Consider the following 23,402-nt stretch of genomic DNA (forward strand, 5'->3'; position numbering starts at 1 on the left):
ACGACCGCTTACTAGAAGTAAAGCAGAGCTATAAAACATTTTAAATTTACGTAACTTGAATGAGTATAATCATAAAAGAAAAATAATGAAAACTAAAATGCAATTAGAACAAAGCATCATAAAGATTACTACTACAATTAAACAAGAATATCCAGAGCTATCAAAATTTATTATTGAAATGCCCGATAACAATTCGGAGAGTGAGGAAGTAACCATCAAAAGCCTTGAAGAGTACTATGATTCTTTAGAAGATCTTCTGAATAAATATGCAAAAACGCATAATGAAACGGAAATCAAAGAAATTCCTAAAACACCTGAATATGCAGACTTACAAATCTATCCGCCTTCTGAAGATATTTATCAACAATTAAAGGAAGAAAAGGATTTGAATCCAGAAGATATTACAAAAAAGAAAGCACCAAACGAAAAGGAACGAACTTGGAACGAAAAGGACTTTAAACATGTAAAAACAGGTGCTGATTTAGATGTTCCAGGTTCAGAGCTAGACGACCAACAAGAAAATGTGGGAAGCGAAGACGAAGAAAACAATTATTACAGTCTCGGCGGAGACAACCATAATGATTTAGACGAAGACAAAGAATAATATATAAAATAAAACAATTATGAAAATTCAATTCAACACAGACAAAACAATCTCTGGTGACGAAAATCAAGAAGACTATTTTACGTCCTTGATCGCCGAAAAGCTAAACCGATTCCAATCCCATATCACCCGAATAGAAGTGCATTTATCAGACGAAAATGGGAAAAAAGAAGGATATAATGATATACAATGTATACTAGAAGCTAGAATAGAAGGCAGAGATCCAATAGCGGTTACCTGTGACGCCGATACTGCCAAAAATGCTGTGTCAGGTGCCATAGATAAACTAAAAACATCTCTAGAGACCATTCTTGGAAGGATACAAAATCATGAAAGATAAAATTAGGTGAACACATATAGGAAATAGAGCACTCGATTGAAAAGAATTGGCGAACTTTCTAGCGAGAGCTTTGCTATGTAAAAACTGTAATTTATATAAAAAGAAAAAATGAACTATGAATATTTACGACTCATAGTGTTAGGATTAGCGTAAATTCTTTGAAGTACATTTTAGCACTAGACAATTCTGCTAAACGTATCCTCCTTATTGATCATTATGCACTAGCAATTTTTAGTGCTTATTTAAGCTTATCCCATCCTAACTAAAAATAACAGCAAAGGATTTATCAAAGAGCTGTTTGTAAAGTACGAGAGTATCCTCACGATTTTGCGTGAACGCATAAAATCGATTGTGAATCAGTTCCCTTATTTAGGCACGAGTAACTCTATAAAAGTCCCTCTAAAAAAAACGGAAAAATGGTCTGCTTTTTAAATTCGTAGTTAAAAGAATAATAACTGAATGAATCACAACGATTACCACTGCAATCCTATGCCCCTTTTATAAGATGCAAAGAATTACTTCTATGGATTCTAATAATCCTATATGAATTTCTTAAAAAAAACAGGTAAAAAAAGAAATACCATTAGACACTCTAAGTAACCATTTTGTATCCCTCATCATTCATCCAAAAAACTAGAGGTTGCGATGCACACACCTTCTCAAGGTGTCAAACTGTCTAAAAACCTAAATCAAGTCTCTAAGAGTTGCATATTTGATATTTTCTTTAAGAAGGGTGTCCGAAAATAAAAAATAAATAAACAGGTTTTTAGAAGAACTGAAGTCGGCAATAAGTGTAAAAAAAGGTACAAAGCAACAGATTAATGAAAAATTATACCGTGAGTCTCAAATAAGAATAAAAAAAAAGCACAGCGACCGTGTTAAAAAAATAGATTAAACAGTTTATAAAAATGAGTAATTCAAAAAAAAAAATCAGTTTATGGTCGGCAGTTGGAATTGGCATTGGAACCATGATTGGTGCGGGAACATTTGCCCTTATGGGACAGGCCAGAGCAATTGCAGGAAAAGCGGTTTACATCTCATTCATTTCAAGAGGCCTTGAAGCTGCAATTAGTGGGTACTCCTTAGTAAATTTACAAGTCCCTCTAAATTAGAGACTATTAAAGCTAAATCCTATTTATTTAAAGGAATCTGAACAAGCAAATAAGACGGATATTAATTTTATAAAGAGGAATAACATTGAAAAGGAAAGCATCACCTTTAGTCAATCACGGAATATAAAAAACTAATCCAAAGAATGTATTTAATTCATAGTATCTAAAAATTATATCGGAAATCCTCTCCAATTCCCTGCTCTTTTGTTTCTTTTTGCTGTCTTTAATCTAACAAGGAAACCATTGGAACCATAGCCTTTCGGGAGTGAACTCTTTCGAAAACGATTACCACGCCAAATTAGTATGTGGCACTACTGAGGGAAATCAGCAGACACCTAAAAAGCTTGATACAACTATTTCATTCGAAACAATTCTTTTAAATGCACCTATCGAACAACAACAACTAAAAAAAAACCTTACCAGACAATACTTTACCTCAATTATTCTATCTTTAGATTCAAAATATATACCTGCTTGAAAGAAAAACTCAAACAACTAGAATTATTTCTAAAAAGTTCCAGCTTTGACCGAGGAATTCGGATTGGATTTGGGATTGCTGTACCCCTAGCAGTGCTGTATCTTTTAGGGTATTTTGAATATGCTCCAGCTGTTGTTGTCGGTGCTTTTTTAAATGCGCCAGGCGACATTCCGGGCAGCACCAAACGTAAAGTCAATGCCATTTTAGTCAGTATTGGATTAACGATGGTTATTACAGCTATAATCCTATTTTCAAAACCTTTCCTACCCCTTTTATTGTTGGCAATTACAGTCATTACGTTTGTTGTGTCGCTGCTTTCGGTTTATGGTTTTAGAGCGTCTTTAGTATCCTTTTCTGGCTTGTTGGCAATGATAATAGCAATTGCCATTCAAAAAGAAACAGCGTATGATATTTTAGTTCAAGTTGCCTTAATGGGAGTTGGAGGTCTTTGGTATTTGGTTGTATCCTTTGTTTTTCAAAAACTTGCGCCTATAAAAGATCAGAATCAGCTATTGTCAGATACGCTTCTCCTTATTGGTGAATACCTAAAAATACGAGCCAAATTATTAACAAAGAAAACCAAGCGTGACGAACACCTTAAACAAAGCTTCGCCCTGCAACATCAAATCAACGAAAAGCAGGAAACACTTCGAGAAACACTGCTTACCATACGCAAACGTTCTGGACGTTCGCATTATGAAGAAAAGCAACTATTAATCTTACTCTCTTCTATTAATATCTTCGAATTGATAGAAGCAAAACATTTGGATTATAAAATGATCGATACTATTTTTGGCAAGCGTAAAGAATTTCTGAATGCTTCAAAAAATCTGAGCAATATCATGGGCAACCACCTCATCCGTTTGTCTGAATTATTGATTCAAAATGATAAAATACCAAATAAAGATATTCTATTAAGTGCATTAGCAGAAGCCAACGAATCTATCAAAAATTACGTCGATACCGTCAAATTGCCTGAAGCGCGTGAAGGTGCTTTAGTGTTGAGAAATCTATACGATTACCAAGAGCAACTGCTACAAGAAATCAGAGTTATTAGACGTGTAATGGCCAATGTCAAAGAGGCTTCCAAAGTATCCCTAAAAAGACAAGATTCGAGTCAGTTTTTAACGCTCCAGGAATACAGACTGAATGTCCTTGTTCAAAATTTCAGTTTGGATTCCATTATGTTTAGACATTCATTGCGCCTAACCATTGCCATAGTATTTGCCTATCTGTTAGGCTTTCTTTTTGACATCCAAAACACCTATTGGATTTTGCTGACCGTCATTGTTATTATGCGACCTAGCTATGGTCTAACCAAAGAGCGATCGAAAGATCGTATCATCGGCACACTCATTGGTGCGGCTATTGCTGTTGGAATTGTGCTGCTTACTCAAAATGTAGTGGTTTATGCCGTATTGGCATTTGTTTCATTGGTATTCGCATTTGCATTGATTCAGCAGAATTATAAGTTTGCCGCCGCATTGATCACCATTAGTATCATCTTTGTGTATTCCTTCATCAATCCTAATGCCTTTGAAGTGATTCAGTACCGCGTCATCGACACTATCATTGGAGCCACTATCGCTGTCGTTGCCAATTATATACTTTTGCCAAGTTGGGAAGCCAATAATCTAAAACAGGTACTTCTGAACGCTTTAAAAATGAACAAAGAATATCTTTTAGCAACACAAGAGTTGTATCAATATCCTTCTAAACACAAACTCTCCTATAGTTTAGCAAGGAAAGAAGCATTTCTTGCCATCAGTAATTTAAATACTGCCTTCCAGCGATTGACCCAAGACCCAAAATCGAAACAGAAAGAATTTCAACTCATTTATGAAATTGTGACGCTTAACCAGACGATGGTTTCTGCCATTGCGTCCATCGGTAATTTTATCAGTAATCATCAAACCACTCCTGCTTCTATAGAATTTAATATACTCATCAAAAAGATTTCCAATACCCTACAAATGTCGTTCGATAGTTTAGATGATACGCAAATAGAGAAAAAAGTCGCTAAAGAAACTGCTGAAGATGCAGAGGAAAAGTTGTTGGGTAAATACCAGCAATTATCAAATTTGCGGGATGAAAATATCAGACTAGGCCACACCGAATTAGATACAGAAACGCTTCATGGCCTTCAGGAAGCTTATTTGATTGCCAATCACATGACCTGGTTAAAATCCCTTTCAGAAAACCTACAAAAGGCAACGGAACGTTATCGTTCAGCTATTGTAGAGGACCAGTAGCAATTTTATTGGGTTTTAGTCAATAACCCCCAAAGTGATTTTGAGTACTACCACAGCACTTCCTCACGAACTGAATTTGGCACTTGTCAATATCATCTTTTATCTACTTTAGTACCATATTCCGTCCTCACCCTATTTGATAACTTAAATTGCCTAAAGACGAAAAAATAAATAACTCATTAATTATTAAGTAGTTATCTATTGTAACTGCCGCTTTCTACTATTTGGTTTATCCTATTCCGGAATTCGAACTTCCTTTTAATTGAATATGAATTGTTTTTTCTTTACAGTTAACCTCTTCATTGCCTCCATTAAGGTTGCCTCTTTTGTTTTCTGACAAACCCAATTCATTTTAGAATCAATTCGACACAACCGCCAATAAGATAGCAACGTAATGACAAACAGCAGCTGCGAGCACAAAAAAATGCCAGACAGCATGGTTGTAAGGATATTTCTTCCATAAGTAAAAAACAACACCCATAAGGTAAAGTGCGGCTCCAATTAGAATCATTGTGAGGATATTAGAAGGAATACTCTCAAAGAATGTCCGTCCGCCAACAACCATAATACAGCCCATTCCTATGTAAATTAGCGTTGAAAAAACCTTCCACTTTCCTATAAAAAAAATCTTGTAGATTATTCCTAATACTGTGAGGCTCCATAAAACCGATAGCAAGGTTATACCAAAAGAATTAGGCATATACATAAGTAAAAACGGAGTGTAAGTACCCGCTATCAAGAAATAAATACTGATGTGATCAAGAATTTCAAGTGTGCGTTTTGCCTGAGCATGCTGGATTCCGTGGTAGAGTGTAGAAAAAGTAAAAAGTTGTAAAAAACAAAAGCCATATATAGCCGCGCCAATAATGCCAGAAGTGTTATCACTTTTAATGGCAAACGCTATTAGGATAGGAATACTTACAATACCAAAAATAATTCCAAAACCATGTACGATACTGTTTACGAGTTCTTGCCTAATTTGTATATTTGAATTCTGAGTTCGCATAAAATTGATTTGATAAGGGGTATTGTTCTAATCCTTTTTTGTAAAATTACTCAAATCTATTCCTAACTTAGTTCTATTGGCTATATAATTTACCATTTTATTACTATCTATTTTACTTCCACGAGGTCCTCATCTTGCGACAGCTTCTAAGAAAATCTTGCATATAGTACGTCTATAGGTATGTTGTTTTTAAAAACGAATACATCTCTCTATTGAAAAACCTAAAATGACCAAAGTCATAGTAAAAAAATTTCATCACTGGATCAATACGGTTCATTCTCTTAACACTATCGCCTTGACTCTTGAATTAGAAAAAAACTGGAGTAATTAAAATTTATAATAATATAGGTATACGCATCTGAACTTTAGTCGTAGACCTGTTCTTTTTTAGACAAGAAATAGCAAGAAAGTTAATGGAATACAATTTGATTCTATTTTTTTGTTGTTGAAACTAGATTGGAAAATAAACCAGCAAATACCAAAATTTATTATCAAGTGAAGAGAGTCTCCACTCACAAACAGATTGCTAGAAATGAGAAAAGCATAAACCATTTTCACAAGTAACCCTGCGTCGTATTCATTTTTATCGCCCCCAATTTTCTTGTTATGGTAATTATGTAACTATTCCCCGTAATTGTGTAATAGCATTAACAGATTTAGTTTGTATCTTCACTAAAATCGCATTAAAGTCATACATGAAAATTGTAGCGTATCCATTTAGAGCAATCAAATTGATGTATTCTTTTGGAAATGATTTCAAAACGGTTGCGGAATATTTCCGCAGACTATGTAATTAAATACGAGTCAATATTTCCATACAAACAGTTAATCCAAACACAAACAAGACAGTGAAGTCATTCGAAGAAATGACAGAGAAAACAGTTGATGCTAAAGTGGCGAAATCCCATCTAGCTTATGCCAACTGGAAAGAAACGAACTACCAGCAACGGGCTTATTTGCTAAGTAAAGTAGCTAAACTCATGCGAATCAATAAATCTGAACTTGCAAAAACTATCACCTTAGAAATGGGTAAACTCTTTTCCGAAGCGGAAGGAGAAATCGACTTGAGTGCTGATATGATTGATTACTATGCCGATAACGAAGAAGGTTTTCTTGCCGATAAAGTACTTGATCTTGAATATGGAGAAGCAATAATTCGAAATAGTCCAATTGGTGTATTGCTAGGTGTGATGCCTTGGAATTCCCCTTATTATCAAGTAGCTCTCTTTACGGCTCCCAATATTATGGTGGGCAATACCATACTGCTTAAGCATCCCTCCATAGTTCCTCAATGTGCTGCTGCTATTGAATTAGATAAAACTGAAGTTAAATTGTTACCTGAAGCGGTAACTTATAGCACGATTTGTAAAAAAACTACTATAGAGCACATTAAAATCCATTTTAGACACACCGTTAACTTCACAAAATCAGCATATTAGCAATTAATATTAGAATAATCGTTATATTTGATAAGGATAATAAAATGCCATTTTTCAGACCCATTTACTACTGTCAGTCTGGAACGGTCCCAATTTATCAGACTTACTTACAAGTTATAGTCAATAGTAATACGAGAGCAGCATTCAATTTGGTAACCTAATATTAAATATGTAACTCCATTGCTACTAAATAGATAGTAAGTATAATTTAGATAGTTTGTATATTTTTCTCTCTATCCTCAAAGAAAGAAAATGAATTAACCTCATGAAAATAAAACAATGTAAATAATTATTTAATAACTAATAAATCAAAACTATATGAATTTACTTACTAAAGACATGATGCCAGAATTATTAAGTGTCAATGAAGGAACCTGCATATCATTATATATGCCAACGCATCGTACTCACCCTGACAATCTTGGGGATCCGATACTATTTAAAAACCTTTTAAAAAAGTTAAAACAATCCCTACTCCAAAAACATTCAGAGTCAGAAGTTACAACACTCCTGGAGCCATTTGTAGCGCTTGAAAGTAATAAAGAATTTTGGAGACATACGTTAGAGGGACTGGCTGTGCTTGGTACAGTTGATATGTTCAAAACCATAAGCTTACCAGTATCAATAGAAGAATTAACCGTTGTTGCTAATAGCTTTCATACAAAACCGCTGCGCAGATATTTACAGTCAGTGGAGCGTTACAATGTGTTAGGTTTAAACCTACATGATTATCAAATTTATGAAGGAAATAGGCATTCACTCACAGAACTGGAGCTTCCCTCAGACATTCCAAAAAATATAAATGAAGCATTGGGCTATGATTTAACCGATAAGCATACCACTGTTGCATCTTATGGTGGTGTAGGGAATCAAACCAGTGACATGCATCACGGCCAAGGTGGAAAATCAGATGAAGCGGATATCGATACCGAAAAGTTTTTTCGCTTTGTCGCAAAAACGATTAATGACAACTATTCCAGTGCTTCTGGTTTGCCACTTATACTGGCTGCATTACCAGAGCACCAGAATCTTTTTCATAAGGTAAGCAACAATCTCTCACTACTTCCAAACGGAATTAATGTAAATCCAAAGTCTATAGAACTCGATGAGCTGGTGAAAGGTGCCTGGGGAGTTATGGAGCCCTATTATAATAACACCATCGACAAAATTTGTGATGACTACCACCAAGCAAAATCACAAGGTACAGGAAGTGATAATATAAGCGAAGTAGCTACGGCAGCAGCAGCAGGCAAAGTAGATACCCTATTGATTGAAGCCGCACTCCAAATTCCGGGCATGATAATAAACGACGCAGGCAGTATTGAAAAAGGCGATTTAGCTAATCCTGAAGTGGATGATTTACTGGATGACTTGGGCGAACTGGTAACAAAAATGGGCGGCAAAGTGATGATTATTCCACATGAAAAAATGCCTACAAAAACAGGGATTGCCGGTCTGTTTCGTTATTAAAAATCAAGCAAATAATGATAATTCAAACAACTAAAAAATACTAGAAATGAAAATCTTACTAAATACAGATTATAATATATCAGGAAGTGAAGAAATGAGAGAAACTTTGAAAGCTGTAATAAAAGATGCTTTCAATAGGTTCAGTGAACATATTACTAGATTAGAAGTAAAATTCAGAGATGAAAGCAGCTATCAATATAGTAAAAATGATAGAAGAAGTGTACGAGAAGCGCGCCTAAAAGGGATGCAACCTTTAGCCATTACAAGCCATAAAGCCCCTTTTAATGGCTACATGTCATAGAGATACCGCTGAAAACGTTTTGGATGAAGAACATAGACAAAATGAAGACGGATCTTGACACTGTAATGTGTCGCTTACGAAATTAGTGACATTAGCATAAAATTTTCGCCAGAAGTTTAAGCGAAAAAGTAATTACAAAACGACCGTAAAAACTAAAAAAAGAGGTTGACCTATAAAACTAAACAAGGACAAACTCATAGACCTTTGCTCATTTGTACAAAATGACAATTCAGTAAAATAGTTTTTTGTCGTCGAATCAAGCAACCCCTTTTTGAAAAATAGGGTCATAAATTATTTGAAGTTTTTTTCAAAACAAGCTTACAACTTTAAACTAAAAAGTCAAATTATACTAATTAAAAACAGGAACAAATGAAACAAGGAAAAGAAGATTTCAAATTTGTAAAAGAAGAGAAGGATAAAACACGAAACTATATTTTTAAAAAAGATAAATTGACAAAAACTACCGTCTATATTCTTGCAACTGTAATAGTTGTTTGCTTCATAGCATTCATTATAATTACTATCGATTTATTTTAATAAAATGATACTAAAAATCTCTAAATAACACAAAAGTCAGATAATGAGAAACTCAGTACAATAAAAGATATTGATAAAGGTTCAAAAAAATCTGTATGAAAAGAAACTATAAATCGATAAAAAAAATTGAAAAACATAACAGTTCTCCTAAGTATTACTTAGAAAAGCCAAATTATTAAAAAAAATATTATGAAAACGAATAGACTTTCAGATAAGCTTACAACCGCATTAAATGAGCAAATGACTAAAGAAGCACATGCTTCCCAAATATACTTATCATATGGTGCATGGGCAGATAACAATGGATTCGGCGGCATCGCAAATTTTCTTTTCCGACATGCAGCAGAGGAACGAAACCATATGATGAAAATACTGGAATACATATTAAACAGAGGTGCAAAGGCCATAGTTACTGCAATTCCTGCACCTACAACCGATCCCGTCAGTGTAAATAATTGTTTTGAAAAAGTATTTGAGCATGAAGTGGATAATACAAAATCCATTTATAAAGTGGTGAAAATAGCACTCGATGAAGAAGATTGGGCTTCATGGAATTTCTTACAATGGTTCGTGAAAGAACAAATTGAAGAAGAAAATCTTGCAAGCCTTTTACTGGATAAAATTAAAATTGTAGGCGGTGAAAAAGCAAACGGTGATGCACTATACCTATTAGATAAAGATTTAGAAAAAAGGTCAGGTGAGATAAGTTTGGCTCAAGATGCTACCACTACTAATCCCTAAGAAACATTCTATAGGATTAGTTAAAGGCTTGGGTTTTCTATTGATAATTTGAATCAATGTTCGAATGAAACCTGCTTAATTGTAGTAATGAACCAAATAATTAAAGCAATATAAAATAATAATATGAAACGAAGTATAAACAGTTTATTAGGCTACACCATTAAAGGAACTGATGGTGAAATTGGAAAAGTAGAAGAGTTCTATTTTGATGATCAGACCTCAACTATACGGTATCTGGTGGTAAAAACGGGAGGATGGCTTTCCGAAAAAAAAGTTTTGATTTCGCCCGAAGCATTTCAAAAACTGGATTGCGAATCAAAAACACTATCTGTAAATCTTACGCAGGAAAAAATAAAAAACAGTCCCGATATTAAAACAGACAAACCTGTTTCAGAACAACAGGAAGACTTGATTCGTGGATACTACTCTTGGCCCGGCTATTACGGAAACAGAATGTATGGACACATGGGCTTAGGCATGTGGGGATATCCGTTAGTTGAAGTAAGAGAAACAGAAAAGGAAATGATACAAAGGAAAACGGAAAAGCATACTAATGACAAACCGCATCTACGAAGCACACAAGAAGTTACAGGGTATGATATTCATGCAACGGACGGCGACATAGGCGAAGTCGAAGATTTTATAATTGATGACGTAAGCTGGAAAATCTATTTTCTTATTGTGGAAACCGGCAACTGGTTTTCGGGAAAAAAAGTGATTATTTCTCCACGTTGGATTAAAGATGTAAAATGGCAGGAGCAGACAGTTACTATTAATCACTCAAAGGAAGAAGTGAAAAACAGTCCCGAATATGATTCTTCGCAACCGATAAATGATTCATATGAGCATTCACTCAATGAGTATTACGAAAAATAAAATAATAATTATGGAAATTTTACAAGAAGCAGAAGTATTTGAAAAAGCCAAAATGAGTCATATGTCTAATAGTGATAGAGTGACAGCTTCAAGAGAAGCAAAACGACTTGTATTAGCAATCAACAAAATTTATAAGAAGACAAAAGAAGCAACCTTAATGGATGTAATGAAGCGGTTAACCATTAAGAAAAAAAGAATAGATCTTCGATTGAAAGGAAGACCTAATTCTTGAGTATACTGCTAACCCTTAATAAACAAAAACCATGGAAAATCATATTGTAAAAATAATTTCAGTGGAACTGGTAACGCATGATGTAAAGCGATTTACAATTCAAAAGCCAGAAGGTTTCAAATTCATACCGGGACAGGCAACCGAAGTGTCCGTCAATACTCCTGCACTTAAAAATGAAAAGCGACCTTTTACATTTACAAGTTTAAATGATAATAAACATCTGGAATTTACAATTAAAATTTATGATAGTCACAACGGAGTTACAAAAGAATTAGGGAAATTAAAGCAGGGTGACGAACTTATCATCCGTGATGTCTGGGGCGCAATTGAATATAAAGGCGAAGGCGTATTCATTGCTGGTGGTGCTGGTGTTACACCATTCATTGCAATTCTGCGGCAGTTACAAGCGGATGACAAAATTGCTAACAACAAACTAATTTTTACCAATAAAACCGAAAAAGATATAATTCTGAAAAAAGAATTTAATGAAATGCTCGGCAAGAATTTCATCAACACGCTCACTAATGAAAAAAAAGAGGGGTACGAAAATGACAGGATTGACTATACTTTTCTAAAAGAAAAAATAGACAACTTTAAACAGCACTTCTATGTTTGTGGTCCACCACAATTTGTAACCGCCATTTCAGAAGCACTCACCCAATTAGGAGCGAAAACTGATACCGTAATTTTTGAAAAATAATCTGTGAGATTTGTTAAAACTGCTTTAACGATTTGCTTGTTCTTTTCTCGAATTTAGAATTATAAAAAAATTTCCTTAAAATTATATTGCGCAAGATACAAACGCATCCGATAGCAATAAATCATGAAAAAAACATAAAAATGACACTAACTCAAAACCTATTTCGTCTCGTACTAGCGCTACTTTTTGTTTTATTTTTTTCTGGAAATATTGGTTAATATCTCGATAGAAAAGATGCTTTTGGTGCTTTAGATTCCGATAAGGCACGATTAATCTGGGTTTTCTTTCGAACGGTTCTAATAGCTTGGATCCTTTGCCATCAAACGTCTAGCAATCATAGAGAGATTTCACAATATAAAAAAAACACTATTAGATCTAATTGAAAAGATAAAGATTAGATAAACAGTACCGTTGATATTTGGGAACAGCTTGTCAATAATTAGCTAAATAAAGATGTTAAGTTAGCTAATCGATAGTTTTTTACAAAACTAAAAGGCTAGATAATAAAAGATAATTAACAATAAAATATAATTGATATGAAAGCATTACAAATAGTAAAATACGGTGAAATTAAAGACAGTATATCCATCAATGAGATCGAAAAACCTTCTTTAAAACCAAATGATATTTTAGTTGAAGTTAAAGCAGCTTCGTTAAATCCCATTGATTACAAAATGGTGGAAGGTAAACTGAAGGATATGATTTCTTTAAACTTACCCAGTACAATAGGTTTTGACGTAAGTGGTGTGGTGGTCGAAAAAGGTTCAGATGTAAAAAATTTCGAAATAGGAGATGAAGTATATTCCAGAGTGCCACAAGAACAAATGGGTACAGTAGCAGAATTTGTAAGTGTCAATAGTGACCTAGTTGCTAAAAAACCCAAAAATAGTTCTTTCGAAGAAGCAGCTGGATTGCCATTAACAGGACTTACAGCAATACAAGCCTTGGAGAGTGTTGGCATTAAAGAGAACGATAGAATTCTTATTCATGCAGGGTCTGGTGGTGTAGGTAGCTTTGCAATTCAGTATGCTAAAGCTAAAGGAGCTATCGTATATACGACTACCAGCAGCAAAAATGTAGACTGGGTCAAAGCTTTGGGTGCTGACCGAGTAATTGATTATAAAACGGAGGATTATAAAGAGGTTGCAAACAATTTGGATATTGTTTTTGACACTTTAGGGAATGACTACACCTTTGATGCTTTTGAAATCATTAAAGAAGGTGGAAAAGTGACCACAATAACAGGACCTCCTGACGAAGAAACTGCAAAGCAAATGGGTATGACTGATTATAAATTACCCGAACAATTATCCAAACTGATCATTGAGAAATCAGCAGTTTATAAACTAACCTGGATGCAGCCTAATGGTGAGCAGCTGAATGCCATAACAAAAATGGTTGAAAATGGGGATATTAAGCCAATAGTGGATCTGATTTATCCCTTTGATGATGCAATAGACGCCTATGAATACCTAGCTACCGGTAGAGCACAAGGAAAAGTAATTATAAGCTTATCCTAAATAGTTTAAAGTCCGAGCTCACACTTAAACTATTTGTTGCGAAATAAAATAAATGCTTAACAGGCATAACGGATATTCAAAGCTACTCGAGGCAACATGAAAGTAAAACTGTAACAAATAATTAAAAACATAAAACAATGAATATTACAAAAGTAACATTAGCGGGCAGCGGCGTTTTAGGATCACAGATTGCATTTCAAACCGCTTTTCACGGATACGCTGTAATGGTTTATGATATTAGTGATGATATTTTAGAAAAATCAAAAACTACTTTTAAGAAATTGGGAGATTCTTACAAGGATGATTTGAATGCCTCACAAAAACAGATCGATGAGACAATGGACCGATTGAGTTTTTCTTCAGATTTGGCAAAAGCTGTAGCCAATGCTGATCTGGTTATAGAATCCGTACCTGAAGATCCTTCAATTAAAAAAGATTTTTATAAAAAGCTAGCAGCTGTAGCTCCCGAAAAAACCATTTTCGCTAGTAATTCTTCTACAATGCTGCCTAGCCAGTTTGCCGAATCAACAGGTAGACCAGCTCAATTTGCAGCGCTGCATTTTGCCAACGAGATATGGAAACATAACACAGCTGAAATTATGGGACATCCCGGGACGGATGCGGACGTATTTGACACCCTTGTTGCGTTTGCCAAATCTATCGGAATGGTAGCTCTGCCATTAAAAAAAGAACAACCAGGCTATATCGTCAACTCACTGCTTGTTCCCTTATTAAGTGCAGGGCTAGACCTATTGGTAAGAGGTGTTGCAGATGTTGATACGATCGATAAAACATGGATGGTGGCAACAGGAGCTCCCACGGGACCTTTTGCGATTTTAGATGTCGTTGGAATTACCACCGCATATAATATCAATAAAATGGAGGCTGAAAAAACAGGGGACTCAGATAAACAAAAGGTAGTTGTGTACCTAAAAGAGCATTTCATTGATAAAGGAAAATTGGGTGTTGCTACCGGCGAAGGTTTTTATACCTATCCGAATCCTTCGTTCAAAGACGCTGACTTTTTAAAGTAAGATAATGGCTTTATTAGAAGATTTGAAGTAGCGGAAGACTAAAAGCTTTACTAATAAGGAAAAATCATATTAAAATCAAAAAAAATGGAAAAAATAACATCAAAATTCGATAAAGTATTAAATGCATCTCCATTCCCAGGAAATGTAGAACACGATCCAGATGCAAGCAAGGAAGTAGTAAGAAATTCTAAAGATCAACCAATGCCTTTTGCTGATCTTACAGGAAACTACCAACGTAATAAAGGTATTCCTCCTAAATCTTTTAAAGACAGTAAAGTTTATATTGTGGGAACTGGTATCGCTGGTCTATCTGCTGCATATTACTTTATACGAGATGGTCACATCCCAGGTGAAAACATTGTTTTTCTTGACAAACTCTCCGTAGAAGGTGGCTCTCTTGATGGCGCTGGAAATGCTAAAGACGGCTACCTTGTTAGAGGTGGTAGAGAAATGGAAATGACTTATGAGAACCTGTGGGATATTTTACAGGATATTCCTGCTATAGAAATGCCTTCACCTTATAGTGTTTTAGATGAATTTCGTTTACTAAATGATAATGATCCTAATTATTCAAAAGCTAGATTAATTCATAATAATGGAGAAATAAAAGATTTTAGCAAATTTGGCTTAGACAAATTAGATCAATTAGCAGTTGTAAAGCTTTTATTAAAAAAGAAGGAAGACTTAGATGATGTGACCGTTGAAGATTATTTTAGTAGCTCCTTTTTGAAAAGTAATTTTTGGACTTTCTTTCGTACCATGTTTGCTTTTGAAAACTGGCATAGTGTCCTAGAATGTAAATTATATCTACACCGCTTTTTACATCTTACCGATGGATTTAAAGATCTTTCCTGCTTGGTATTTCCAAAATACAATCAGTACGATTCCTTCGTAAAACCTTTAATAGAGCATCTAAAATCTAAAGGCATTAAAATTCAGTTTGACACCTTGGTTAAAGATCTAGATATGCAGATCAATACAGAAGGTAAAGTTGTTAAAGGCATAATTACCCAACAAAAAGATAAAGAAGTAACAATTCCAGTAACTGAAAACGACTATGTAATTGTTACTACAGCGTCCATGACAGAAGATACCTCTTATGGAGATAACACGAATGCTCCTATTAAAGCTATTAATAATAACGAAAGTGGTCTGAGTTCAGGATGGCAATTATGGAAAAACTTAGCAACCAAATCTACTGAATTTGGCAAACCTGAAAAATTCTGCAGCTCTATTGAAAAATCTTCTTGGGAATCTGCTACATTAACTTGTCGCCCTTCAGCTTTAACTGAAAAAATCAAAGAATACTGTGTAAACAATCCCTATTCTGGAAAAGCAGCTACTGGAGGAATAGTGTCCATCACCGATTCTAACTGGCTAATGAGTTTTACAATTAATCGTCAACCACACTTCCCAGAGCAACCCGATGATGTTTTGGTTATATGGGTATATGCTTTATTTATGGATAAAGACGGTAATTATAATAAAAAAACAATGCCACAAAGTACAGGAAATGAAATTTTATCTGAATTATGTTTTCATATTGGTTTAGAAGATCAAATAGATACTATTATTGAAAATACAATTGTCAAAACCAGCTTCATGCCTTACATAACCTCTCAGTTTATGCCTAGAGCGGCAGGAGACAGACCACACATAGTGCCTAGTGGCTCCAAGAACTTAGGACTTGTAGGACAGTTTGTCGAGACCCATAACGATGTTGTATTTACCGTAGAAACTTCGGTAAGAACTGCTAGAATAGCTGTTTACAAATTACTAAATCTTAACAAGCAGGTGCCAGATATTGCTGCTGGCCAGTATGATATTCGTCAACTACTAAAAGCTACCAAGGCCTTAAACGATTACAAACCATTCCCAGGAGAAAGTGTTTTAAAACGAATTCTAAAGAACACCTATTTTGAGCACATTTTACCTGTAGGTGAAGAGGATGAAGATCACCACGACTCTTTTTTTAATGAGCCGTTAGAGAAGCTTAAGGAGTGGGCAAAAGGTTTTAAGCACTAATACCTAAGGTAATTTAGGGCGGTCTGTTAAAAAAAGAGAGCAATGCGAATAGCTGTCAACAAAAGAAACGGGAACGGCGATAGCGACGAATATTTCGACAAGGTGCTTTAGGATAAGAGGCATGCGTCGAAACTGGACAGACGACTATGGTAGAACATCAATACTATGAAATTTATTAATCATGAAAAGTAGTACTGGCTTCCTTAGAAACCATAGAACGTCGTTTAAAGAATTATTAAACTTAAGGGCATGAAAAATATAAAATCCGTGGTTAGCTTTTTATTTGAGATTAAAGCGCGGCTATAAAAATTTTAAAACATGAATAAAGTAATCATCTTGAACAAACGTCCACACGGAAAACCGGCAGTGAGCGATTTTAAAATTACCAACGAAGAACTTCCTGCTACCAAAGACGGTGAGGTTTTATTAAAGACAGTCTATGTCTCAGTCGATCCCTATTTACGTGGTAGGATGAATGACGCTAAATCCTATGTTACTCCGTTCGAATTAAATAAACCCATACAATCAGGAATCATAGCCTAAGTGATAGAAAGCAAACAGGCAGATTTCAAAAAAGGGGATTTTGTTTCTGGAAATTTAGAATGGAAGGAATATCAAACCTCGAACGGAAAAGGTTTACATCAAGCAAATCAACATGAAGCTAAATTATCAAGTTATTTAGGGATTTTAGGAATGACTGGCCTTACCGCTTATTTGCGTTTAACGGAAATAGGATTGCCGAAAAAAGGCGAAACACTTGTAGTGTATGGAGCTGGAGTGGGTCAGGTTGGAAAATCGCTAGGTTGTAAAGTGGTTGGACTTACTGGTTCAGATGAAAAAGTTGACGTACTTACATCAAAGTTCAATTTTGATCACGCTATAAATTATAAAACAACACCTTATTTAAAAGAAGCTGTCAAAAGTGCCTGCCCAAAAGGAGTAGATATCTATTTTGACAATGTTGGCGGAGATTTCAGATGCTATTTTAGCTAACATCAATAAGCACGCTCGATATTCCGTTTGTTTTTGTTGAATTCGACCCCAAACGACCCTTGCTTGCTGGTGGCGATGGGAATACTTTCATTATTGACCAATACCCAGCGTCTTTTTTCCACTCCCAGGAAATCATGTTCAAAATCGATAATTTGGGTTGCGGTTTGGTTCTTGAGTTCGCCTTCCAGTTTTAACGCAAATTGCTTGGATAGCTGCATGAAGAAATGATTGAAATTATCGGATTACCTAATTTTAGTTTTGTCTACACCCATACTGGAAATACCATAAAAGACACTGCGGTTTGTCCCTTGTGTGGATTTGGTTTTCAATTTTTAGATGGTGATTTTCAAGTTTCTCAAAGTATTGCAGCCTACAAAATAATCTATCCAAAATTAGTCGCACTGGCCAAAGATAATTCGAATAGAATCACCATTGAACATAATTTTCAATTATAAAGTACCTACAAAACGGAAAAAATAAACAACATCAGGGTACTTTTTGGAACACTGATTTCGCTATTGCTCTCTGTTGTGGCTTATTTTATTAAGTAATTACACGCCGATTTTGAAAGCATGGAAAAAGATTTGTTTGAAGTCAAAGCAATGGCTTTAATCATCAAAACAGAATTTAAAAGTGGTAATGATTTGTTACACCAAAAAGTAGAGTATTTAGAAAAAAGAGTAAACAACATCGAATCTTCAATTTTAAAAAAAGCAAATCATGAAAAATAACAATTTGAATATTGTTGAAAGAACAATGGCCCCAACTCCGAAATGGTATAAAATTCTTAGAACTGTTGGAATTCCTTTGGCATCTGTTTGTGGTATTATCCTTGCTTCTCCAGTTGCTGTGCCAATTAGATTAGTATCAGTAGCAGGTTATTTAGTCCTGGGAGGCGGTATCATTTCTGCTGTGCATCAAACTGGAGTGAAAACTGAAGAAGAACCCAGGATCAATCCATGATATTTATTGTAAAAAATAGCTAAAGCTCCGTCCCCGACGTTTCGGGACGGAGCTTTTTTCGTTTATAAAAGTAGTTTTAGGGCAATTGCTTTTTTTTTACTAATTTATTTAAGCGGTGCGTTCGTATAAAAATAACACATCAGTTCCTGGGTTATTGTTACAAGTGTCATGTATCAGAATTAATTTTAATTGAAAATGTAAAAATTATTCACTACATTTACACAGCATAACAATTTGATTAATAATTGATTACCCAAAATCATTTAATTTTCATAAGCACTTATTTTAATGTTTGATTAGTATTCTTGTTGTAGCCCCTTATTCTTTTAAGAGAAAATCAGACAAATAAAATTTACAGTTGAATGCCTTCAAAACTGTAAAGAAATATTTACTCATAATTAAATAATTAAAAACTAAATCAATATGTCCATTCAAACAGTTAATCCAAACACAAATAAGACAGTAAAATCATTCGAAGAAATGACAGAGAAATCAGTTGATGCCAAGGTTGCAAAAGCGCAAGAAGCTTTTGTGAAATGGAAGGAAACTAGCTATCAAAATCGGGCTGATTTATTGCATAAAGTAGCCACCCTTATGCGAGCTAAAAAAACAGCATTAGCAAAAACCATTACATTAGAAATGGGTAAACTCCTTGCCCAAGCAGAAGCAGAAATCGATTTGAGTGCTAATATCCTTGATTATTATGCGGATAATGGAGAAGCGTTTCTTGCCGATAAAGTACTCGACCCAGAGTATGGAACGGCGATCATTCGTAACAGTCCCATTGGTACTTTATTAGGTGTGATGCCTTGGAATTTCCCTTTCTATCAAGTAGTGCGATTTGTAGCACCTAACATTATGGTAGGCAATACTATTTTACTTAAACACGCCTCCAACGTTCCACAATGTGCTATTGCCATTGAAGAAATCTTCGAAGAAGCAGAGGCTCCGAAAGGATTGTATACGAATCTATTCATCTCCGGCAAACGTGCATCAGCATTGGTTTCTGATAAAAGGATAAAAGGCGTTTCCTTAACAGGAAGTGAGGAAGCCGGTGCAAGTGTTGCTATGGAAGCCGGAAAATACTTGAAGAAGGTGGTATTAGAACTGGGTGGCAACGATGTGTTCATTGTACTGGAAGATGCTGATATGGCAAAAGCAGTAGAATGGGCAGTTGTAGGAAGGATGAATAATAATGGTCAAAGTTGTATTGCCTCTAAGCGGTTTGTTGCAGTGGAAGCAATAGCCGATGAGTTTATTCAAAAGTTCAAGGATGCATTATCAAAATTGAAATTAGGTGATCCGATGGATCCTGCTACTCAATTAGGTCCCTTAAGCAGTGAAGGAGCAGCCGAGCATTTGGCAGATCAGGTCAATCGTTCAGTTGAAGGAGGTGCAAAAGTGCTATTGGGCGGTAAACGCGCAGACCGTGAAGGTGCATTTATGGAACCTACCATACTTACTGATTTGAAGCCAGGTATTGCTGCTTATCACGAAGAATTATTTGGTCCCGTAGCTACCTTCTATGTGGTAAAAGACGAACAGGCTGCCATTGATCTGGCCAATGATTCTGATTTTGGTTTGGGAGGCTCTATATTCACACAAGATATTGAACGCGGAAAAAGAATAGCTGACCAAATAGATTCGGGCATGTTATTCATTAATCATCCTACCTGGACACAAGCCGATTTTCCTTTTGGCGGAACAAAACAATCAGGTTTTGGCCGTGAACTATCGGAGTTGGGGATTCACGAGTTTGTGAATAAGAAACTGATTCGGGTAAGTAATCTGAATGATTCCTTCTAGTAAATGCTAAAAATAATTCTTTTGTAGCATTAATACTGCTATTAAATATTTCAACTCAATCTAAAATCAATTGTAAAATGGACATTAAAAGTAAAGTAATAATAATAACGGGAGCCTCAAGTGGCATTGGCGAAGCAGCAGCCTTAAAACTATCAATGAATGGTGCCAAAGTAGTGCTTTCCGCACGTAGAAAAGATAAACTGAACGAGCTTAAGAAGACCATTGAGGATAAAGGAGGCGAGGCGCTAGTAGTCATTGCTGATGTTACCAAGAAGGTTGATATGGAAAAGTTAGTCGATAAAACACTGGAAGAATATGGTACTGTACACGCAATAATTAATAATGCAGGCTTGATGCCGTTGTCTTTTGTGGAGAATCTAAAGACCGATGAGTGGGAGAAAATGGTGGACGTGAATATCAAAGGAGTTTTAAACGGTGTAGCCGCTGTACTTCCGACCCTTATTAAAAACAAACAAGGGCATATTATCAATATTTCATCGGTAGCAGCCTATAGATACTTCCCGGGTGGTGCAGTGTACTGTGCCACGAAGGCAGCGGTGAAAATGTTTTCCGAAGGCTTACGACAGGAGTTAGCTCCAAAGTATGGTATTTGCGTTACCTCCATTGAACCCGGAGCTGTAGCTACAAACTTAATGGATACCATAACAGACGAAGATATTTTAGGTAAACTATCAGACATGCAGAAAATGACTATGCTCGAGCCAGAGGATATTGCGGAAGCGATTTATTATGCTCTAACACAACCGAGCCGTGTGAACATAAATGATGTCTACATCATGCCTACAGAACAACAGTAAGCTACGCTTTCCTTTAGTGAAGACTAGCGTTCAGGCTTTGGTCGTGAACTATCAGAGTTGGGAATTCAGGAATTTGTTAATAAGAAACTGATTCGAGTAAGCGGACTGAATGATCTGTTTTAATTGTTTAATCTATAAAACACAGCTTTGAAAAAAGAAGTTGACATATCGCTAACGCAAAATATTTTCAGAGTACTATTAGCGCTATTTATGGTTTATGCCGGATTTAGTCATCTTACCTTTAATAGAATCGATTTCCAAGCTCAGGTCCCGGACTGGGTTCCTTTGAGCAAAGACCTTGTCGTTATTTTATCCGGCATAGTTGAAATGGGATTGGGACTGACTTTATTGTTATGGAAAAAGCAGCGTGCCCATATCGGGTGGGCCTTAGCCCTATTTTTTATTCTGGTTTTCCCAGGTAATGTAGCCCAATACTTTGATGGAAAAGATGCTTTTGGAGCTTTAAATTCAGATAGGGCACGCTTAATCAGACTTTTATTCCAGCCGGTACTTATCGCCTGGGCGCTATGGTCAGCCGGATCATGGAAAGCATGGAGAGCGTCAAAAAACGAAGCATAATGGATGATCAGTTAAAATTAAATAACCCAACAAGGAAAACAACTTAAAAAACGCTATTCCTGTCCCGGAAAAGCTCCTCAACACATTGCCGACTGATGATGTTGAACTCTCTGATGCTCTGCAATTAAAAGAGCTGTTGAATAAGCGAATCGATATTCTTCCATAAAAAAACAAAAAGTAAAATTATCTTTCTTAACTTATTCAAATTCAACTATTTGAATAAAGAGCAATTCTAGATATGAAAGCACTAAAATAGTAAAATAGGGTAAAATTAAAGACAGTCTGTCTATCAATGAGATCGAAAAACCTTCTTTAAAACCAAATGACATTCTAGTTGAAGTTAAAGCAGCTTCGTTAAATCCCATTGATTACAAAATGGCGGAAGGTAAACTGAAAGATATGATTTCTTTAAACTTACCCAGTACAATAGGCTTTGACGTAAGTGTTGTGGTGGTTGAGAAAGGTGTAGATGTAAAGAATTTCGAAATAGGAGATGAAGTATATTCCAGAGTGCCACAAGAACAAATGGGTACAGTAGCAGAATTTGTAAGTGTCAATAGTGACCTAGTTGCTAAAAAAACCAAAAATAGTTCTTTCGAAGAAGCAGCCGGCTTACCATTAATAGGACTCACAGCGATCCAGGCACTGGAGAGTGTTGATCTGAAAGAAAATGATCGCATTCTGATTCATGCAGGATCTGGTGGCGTAGGTACTTTTGCCATTCAGTATGCCAAAGCTAAAGGAGCTATTGTTTATACGACCACCAGCACCAAAAATGTAGACAGGGTCAAAGCTTTGGGAGCTGACCATGTTATCGATTATAAAACGGAGGATTATAAAGAGGTTGCAAACGATTTGGATATTGTTTTTGACACTTTAGGGAATTACTACATCTTTGATGCTTTTGAAATCATTAAAGAAGGTGGGAAAGTGACCACAATAACAGGGCCTCCCGACGAAGAAACTGCAAAGCAAATGGGTATGACTAATTATAAATTACCCGAAAAATTATCAACACTGATTGAAAAAAAATCTGCTGTTTATAAACTAACATGAATGCAGCCTAATGCTAAGCAGTTAAATACTATCAGCAGAATGGTTGAAGATGGGGATATTAAGCCTATAATCGATTTGATTTATTCCTTCGAAGACGAAATCGATGCTTATTTATATCTAGATGCCGGCAGAGCCAAAGGGAAAGTAATTATAAGCATGTCCTAAATAGTTTAAAACGATAGACCAGATTACTATTTTTTTTATAAACAAAGAAAATACAACTAACGAAAAAAAATATAGTAGTAGCCGTTGCAAACGGCACCATGGGAAGAATCATTATTAATTTATTAAAAGAATCTAAAAATTACAGGCTTATTGCTATGGTTAGAAAACAGGAATAAAAAGACCATTTCGAACAAGAGAATGTTTGAGCGGTACTAGACGATCTGAAAAAGGATGTAAACCATGCTAATTTTATGTAAAAAAATGTCTTTGTTGCAATTTAGATATTCCGACGAAAGTACACCACCCATTCCGGAGCAAAGTACACCACGATTCCGCAACAAAGTGCGCCATTTAT

Annotated in this window: 25 protein-coding genes and 1 pseudogene; 24 read left to right on the forward strand and 2 right to left on the reverse strand. The window is 35.4% G+C overall.

What is annotated here, in order from left to right:
• Positions 1-85: 85 nt before the first annotated feature.
• From QO200_RS17725 to QO200_RS17740, 4 genes are all read left to right on the forward strand, one after another.
• Positions 86-604: a hypothetical protein gene (locus QO200_RS17725; RefSeq protein ID WP_371542879.1), complete on the forward strand. Its 519-nt coding sequence runs from the start codon at positions 86-88 to the stop codon at positions 602-604.
• Between the two features lie 19 nt (positions 605-623).
• Positions 624-944: an HPF/RaiA family ribosome-associated protein gene (locus tag QO200_RS17730; protein WP_371542881.1), complete on the forward strand. Its 321-nt coding sequence runs from the start codon at positions 624-626 to the stop codon at positions 942-944.
• A gap of 908 nt (positions 945-1,852) precedes the next feature.
• The gene (locus QO200_RS17735; protein WP_371542884.1) at positions 1,853-2,056 is read left to right on the forward strand and encodes a hypothetical protein; all 204 of its coding nucleotides are present in this window, start codon (positions 1,853-1,855) and stop codon (positions 2,054-2,056) included.
• A 474-nt stretch (positions 2,057-2,530) separates the two neighbouring features.
• Positions 2,531-4,786 (forward strand): FUSC family membrane protein, encoded by a 2,256-nt coding sequence (locus tag QO200_RS17740; protein ID WP_371542887.1) that lies wholly within the window; start codon positions 2,531-2,533, stop codon positions 4,784-4,786.
• 358 nt (positions 4,787-5,144) lie between these two features.
• Here QO200_RS17740 and QO200_RS17745 read toward each other — a convergent pair whose 3' ends face one another.
• The gene (locus QO200_RS17745; protein WP_371542889.1) at positions 5,145-5,792 is read right to left on the reverse strand and encodes a hemolysin III family protein; all 648 of its coding nucleotides are present in this window, start codon (positions 5,790-5,792) and stop codon (positions 5,145-5,147) included.
• A gap of 815 nt (positions 5,793-6,607) precedes the next feature.
• Here QO200_RS17745 and QO200_RS17750 point away from each other — a divergent pair.
• The 13 genes from QO200_RS17750 (at position 6,608) to QO200_RS17810 (ending at position 17,660) form a co-directional block, all read left to right on the forward strand.
• Entirely contained in the window at positions 6,608-7,231 is a 624-nt protein-coding gene (locus QO200_RS17750) for an aldehyde dehydrogenase family protein (protein ID WP_371542950.1), read from the forward strand.
• 318 nt (positions 7,232-7,549) lie between these two features.
• On the forward strand, positions 7,550-8,701 hold the full coding sequence (locus tag QO200_RS17755; RefSeq protein ID WP_371542892.1) for a hypothetical protein: 1,152 nt from the start codon (positions 7,550-7,552) through the stop codon (positions 8,699-8,701).
• 46 nt (positions 8,702-8,747) lie between these two features.
• On the forward strand, positions 8,748-9,002 hold the full coding sequence (locus tag QO200_RS17760; protein ID WP_371542894.1) for an HPF/RaiA family ribosome-associated protein: 255 nt from the start codon (positions 8,748-8,750) through the stop codon (positions 9,000-9,002).
• 369 nt (positions 9,003-9,371) lie between these two features.
• Positions 9,372-9,539: a hypothetical protein gene (locus QO200_RS17765; RefSeq protein ID WP_371542897.1), complete on the forward strand. Its 168-nt coding sequence runs from the start codon at positions 9,372-9,374 to the stop codon at positions 9,537-9,539.
• Positions 9,540-9,728: 189 nt separating this feature from the next.
• Positions 9,729-10,280 (forward strand): ferritin, encoded by a 552-nt coding sequence (locus QO200_RS17770; protein WP_371542900.1) that lies wholly within the window; start codon positions 9,729-9,731, stop codon positions 10,278-10,280.
• A gap of 123 nt (positions 10,281-10,403) precedes the next feature.
• Entirely contained in the window at positions 10,404-11,156 is a 753-nt protein-coding gene (locus QO200_RS17775) for a PRC-barrel domain-containing protein (RefSeq protein WP_371542903.1), read from the forward strand.
• 10 nt (positions 11,157-11,166) lie between these two features.
• A complete protein-coding gene (locus QO200_RS17780; RefSeq protein ID WP_371542906.1) occupies positions 11,167-11,388 on the forward strand; it encodes a hypothetical protein in 222 nt (73 codons plus the stop codon).
• Positions 11,389-11,419: 31 nt separating this feature from the next.
• Entirely contained in the window at positions 11,420-12,088 is a 669-nt protein-coding gene (locus QO200_RS17785) for an FAD-binding oxidoreductase (RefSeq protein ID WP_371542909.1), read from the forward strand.
• Between the two features lie 536 nt (positions 12,089-12,624).
• Entirely contained in the window at positions 12,625-13,608 is a 984-nt protein-coding gene (locus QO200_RS17790) for an NADP-dependent oxidoreductase (protein ID WP_371542912.1), read from the forward strand.
• Between the two features lie 137 nt (positions 13,609-13,745).
• A complete protein-coding gene (locus tag QO200_RS17795) occupies positions 13,746-14,642 on the forward strand; it encodes a 3-hydroxyacyl-CoA dehydrogenase (protein WP_371542915.1) in 897 nt (298 codons plus the stop codon).
• An 84-nt stretch (positions 14,643-14,726) separates the two neighbouring features.
• Entirely contained in the window at positions 14,727-16,667 is a 1,941-nt protein-coding gene (locus QO200_RS17800) for an oleate hydratase (RefSeq protein WP_371542918.1), read from the forward strand.
• 318 nt (positions 16,668-16,985) lie between these two features.
• Positions 16,986-17,210 (forward strand): hypothetical protein, encoded by a 225-nt coding sequence (locus QO200_RS17805; RefSeq protein ID WP_371542920.1) that lies wholly within the window; start codon positions 16,986-16,988, stop codon positions 17,208-17,210.
• A complete protein-coding gene (locus QO200_RS17810) occupies positions 17,211-17,660 on the forward strand; it encodes a zinc-binding dehydrogenase (RefSeq protein WP_371542923.1) in 450 nt (149 codons plus the stop codon). It begins immediately after the preceding gene.
• A gap of 2 nt (positions 17,661-17,662) precedes the next feature.
• Here the strand turns inward: QO200_RS17810 and QO200_RS17815 are convergent, their stop codons facing one another.
• Complete coding sequence (locus QO200_RS17815) at positions 17,663-17,878, reverse strand: hypothetical protein (RefSeq protein WP_371542926.1); 216 nt, start codon at positions 17,876-17,878, stop codon at positions 17,663-17,665.
• Positions 17,879-17,884: 6 nt separating this feature from the next.
• On the opposite strand from QO200_RS17815, the gene QO200_RS17820 reads away from it, so the two are divergent.
• From QO200_RS17820 to QO200_RS17850, 7 genes and pseudogenes are all read left to right on the forward strand, one after another.
• Positions 17,885-18,115 carry a DUF5675 family protein gene (locus tag QO200_RS17820; protein ID WP_371542929.1) on the forward strand — a complete coding sequence of 77 codons (231 nt, stop codon included), beginning with the start codon at positions 17,885-17,887 and terminating at the stop codon, positions 18,113-18,115.
• A gap of 117 nt (positions 18,116-18,232) precedes the next feature.
• Positions 18,233-18,391, forward strand: a complete 159-nt coding sequence (locus QO200_RS17825; protein ID WP_371542932.1) for a hypothetical protein — start codon at positions 18,233-18,235, stop codon at positions 18,389-18,391.
• Positions 18,392-18,416: 25 nt separating this feature from the next.
• Positions 18,417-18,623, forward strand: a complete 207-nt coding sequence (locus tag QO200_RS17830; protein WP_371542935.1) for a hypothetical protein — start codon at positions 18,417-18,419, stop codon at positions 18,621-18,623.
• 423 nt (positions 18,624-19,046) lie between these two features.
• Positions 19,047-20,429, forward strand: a complete 1,383-nt coding sequence (locus QO200_RS17835) for an NAD-dependent succinate-semialdehyde dehydrogenase (RefSeq protein ID WP_371542938.1) — start codon at positions 19,047-19,049, stop codon at positions 20,427-20,429.
• 77 nt (positions 20,430-20,506) lie between these two features.
• The gene (locus tag QO200_RS17840; RefSeq protein ID WP_371542941.1) at positions 20,507-21,247 is read left to right on the forward strand and encodes an SDR family oxidoreductase; all 741 of its coding nucleotides are present in this window, start codon (positions 20,507-20,509) and stop codon (positions 21,245-21,247) included.
• A gap of 147 nt (positions 21,248-21,394) precedes the next feature.
• Complete coding sequence (locus QO200_RS17845; protein ID WP_371542944.1) at positions 21,395-21,826, forward strand: hypothetical protein; 432 nt, start codon at positions 21,395-21,397, stop codon at positions 21,824-21,826.
• A 270-nt stretch (positions 21,827-22,096) separates the two neighbouring features.
• Positions 22,097-23,047: pseudogene (locus QO200_RS17850) on the forward strand (NADP-dependent oxidoreductase).
• Positions 23,048-23,402 lie beyond the last annotated feature (355 nt).

This window comes from Flavobacterium sp. Arc3, from assembly GCF_041431375.1.
GTDB lineage: Bacteria > Bacteroidota > Bacteroidia > Flavobacteriales > Flavobacteriaceae > Flavobacterium.

Excerpts from the sequence above, each read along its gene's own strand:
- QO200_RS17725 (WP_371542879.1), top strand. The coding sequence starts at position 86 with ATGAAAACTAAAATGCAATTAGAACAAAGCATCATAAAGATTACTACT.
- QO200_RS17730 (WP_371542881.1), top strand. The coding sequence starts at position 624 with ATGAAAATTCAATTCAACACAGACAAAACAATCTCTGGTGACGAAAAT.
- QO200_RS17735 (WP_371542884.1), top strand. The coding sequence starts at position 1,853 with ATGAGTAATTCAAAAAAAAAAATCAGTTTATGGTCGGCAGTTGGAATT.
- QO200_RS17745 (WP_371542889.1), bottom strand. The coding sequence starts at position 5,792 with ATGCGAACTCAGAATTCAAATATACAAATTAGGCAAGAACTCGTAAAC.
- QO200_RS17755 (WP_371542892.1), top strand. The coding sequence starts at position 7,550 with ATGAATTTACTTACTAAAGACATGATGCCAGAATTATTAAGTGTCAAT.
- QO200_RS17760 (WP_371542894.1), top strand. The coding sequence starts at position 8,748 with ATGAAAATCTTACTAAATACAGATTATAATATATCAGGAAGTGAAGAA.
- QO200_RS17765 (WP_371542897.1), top strand. The coding sequence starts at position 9,372 with ATGAAACAAGGAAAAGAAGATTTCAAATTTGTAAAAGAAGAGAAGGAT.
- QO200_RS17770 (WP_371542900.1), top strand. The coding sequence starts at position 9,729 with ATGAAAACGAATAGACTTTCAGATAAGCTTACAACCGCATTAAATGAG.
- QO200_RS17775 (WP_371542903.1), top strand. The coding sequence starts at position 10,404 with ATGAAACGAAGTATAAACAGTTTATTAGGCTACACCATTAAAGGAACT.
- QO200_RS17780 (WP_371542906.1), top strand. The coding sequence starts at position 11,167 with ATGGAAATTTTACAAGAAGCAGAAGTATTTGAAAAAGCCAAAATGAGT.
- QO200_RS17785 (WP_371542909.1), top strand. The coding sequence starts at position 11,420 with ATGGAAAATCATATTGTAAAAATAATTTCAGTGGAACTGGTAACGCAT.
- QO200_RS17790 (WP_371542912.1), top strand. The coding sequence starts at position 12,625 with ATGAAAGCATTACAAATAGTAAAATACGGTGAAATTAAAGACAGTATA.
- QO200_RS17795 (WP_371542915.1), top strand. The coding sequence starts at position 13,746 with ATGAATATTACAAAAGTAACATTAGCGGGCAGCGGCGTTTTAGGATCA.
- QO200_RS17800 (WP_371542918.1), top strand. The coding sequence starts at position 14,727 with ATGGAAAAAATAACATCAAAATTCGATAAAGTATTAAATGCATCTCCA.
- QO200_RS17805 (WP_371542920.1), top strand. The coding sequence starts at position 16,986 with ATGAATAAAGTAATCATCTTGAACAAACGTCCACACGGAAAACCGGCA.
- QO200_RS17815 (WP_371542926.1), bottom strand. The coding sequence starts at position 17,878 with ATGCAGCTATCCAAGCAATTTGCGTTAAAACTGGAAGGCGAACTCAAG.
- QO200_RS17820 (WP_371542929.1), top strand. The coding sequence starts at position 17,885 with ATGATTGAAATTATCGGATTACCTAATTTTAGTTTTGTCTACACCCAT.
- QO200_RS17825 (WP_371542932.1), top strand. The coding sequence starts at position 18,233 with ATGGAAAAAGATTTGTTTGAAGTCAAAGCAATGGCTTTAATCATCAAA.
- QO200_RS17830 (WP_371542935.1), top strand. The coding sequence starts at position 18,417 with ATGGCCCCAACTCCGAAATGGTATAAAATTCTTAGAACTGTTGGAATT.
- QO200_RS17835 (WP_371542938.1), top strand. The coding sequence starts at position 19,047 with ATGTCCATTCAAACAGTTAATCCAAACACAAATAAGACAGTAAAATCA.
- QO200_RS17840 (WP_371542941.1), top strand. The coding sequence starts at position 20,507 with ATGGACATTAAAAGTAAAGTAATAATAATAACGGGAGCCTCAAGTGGC.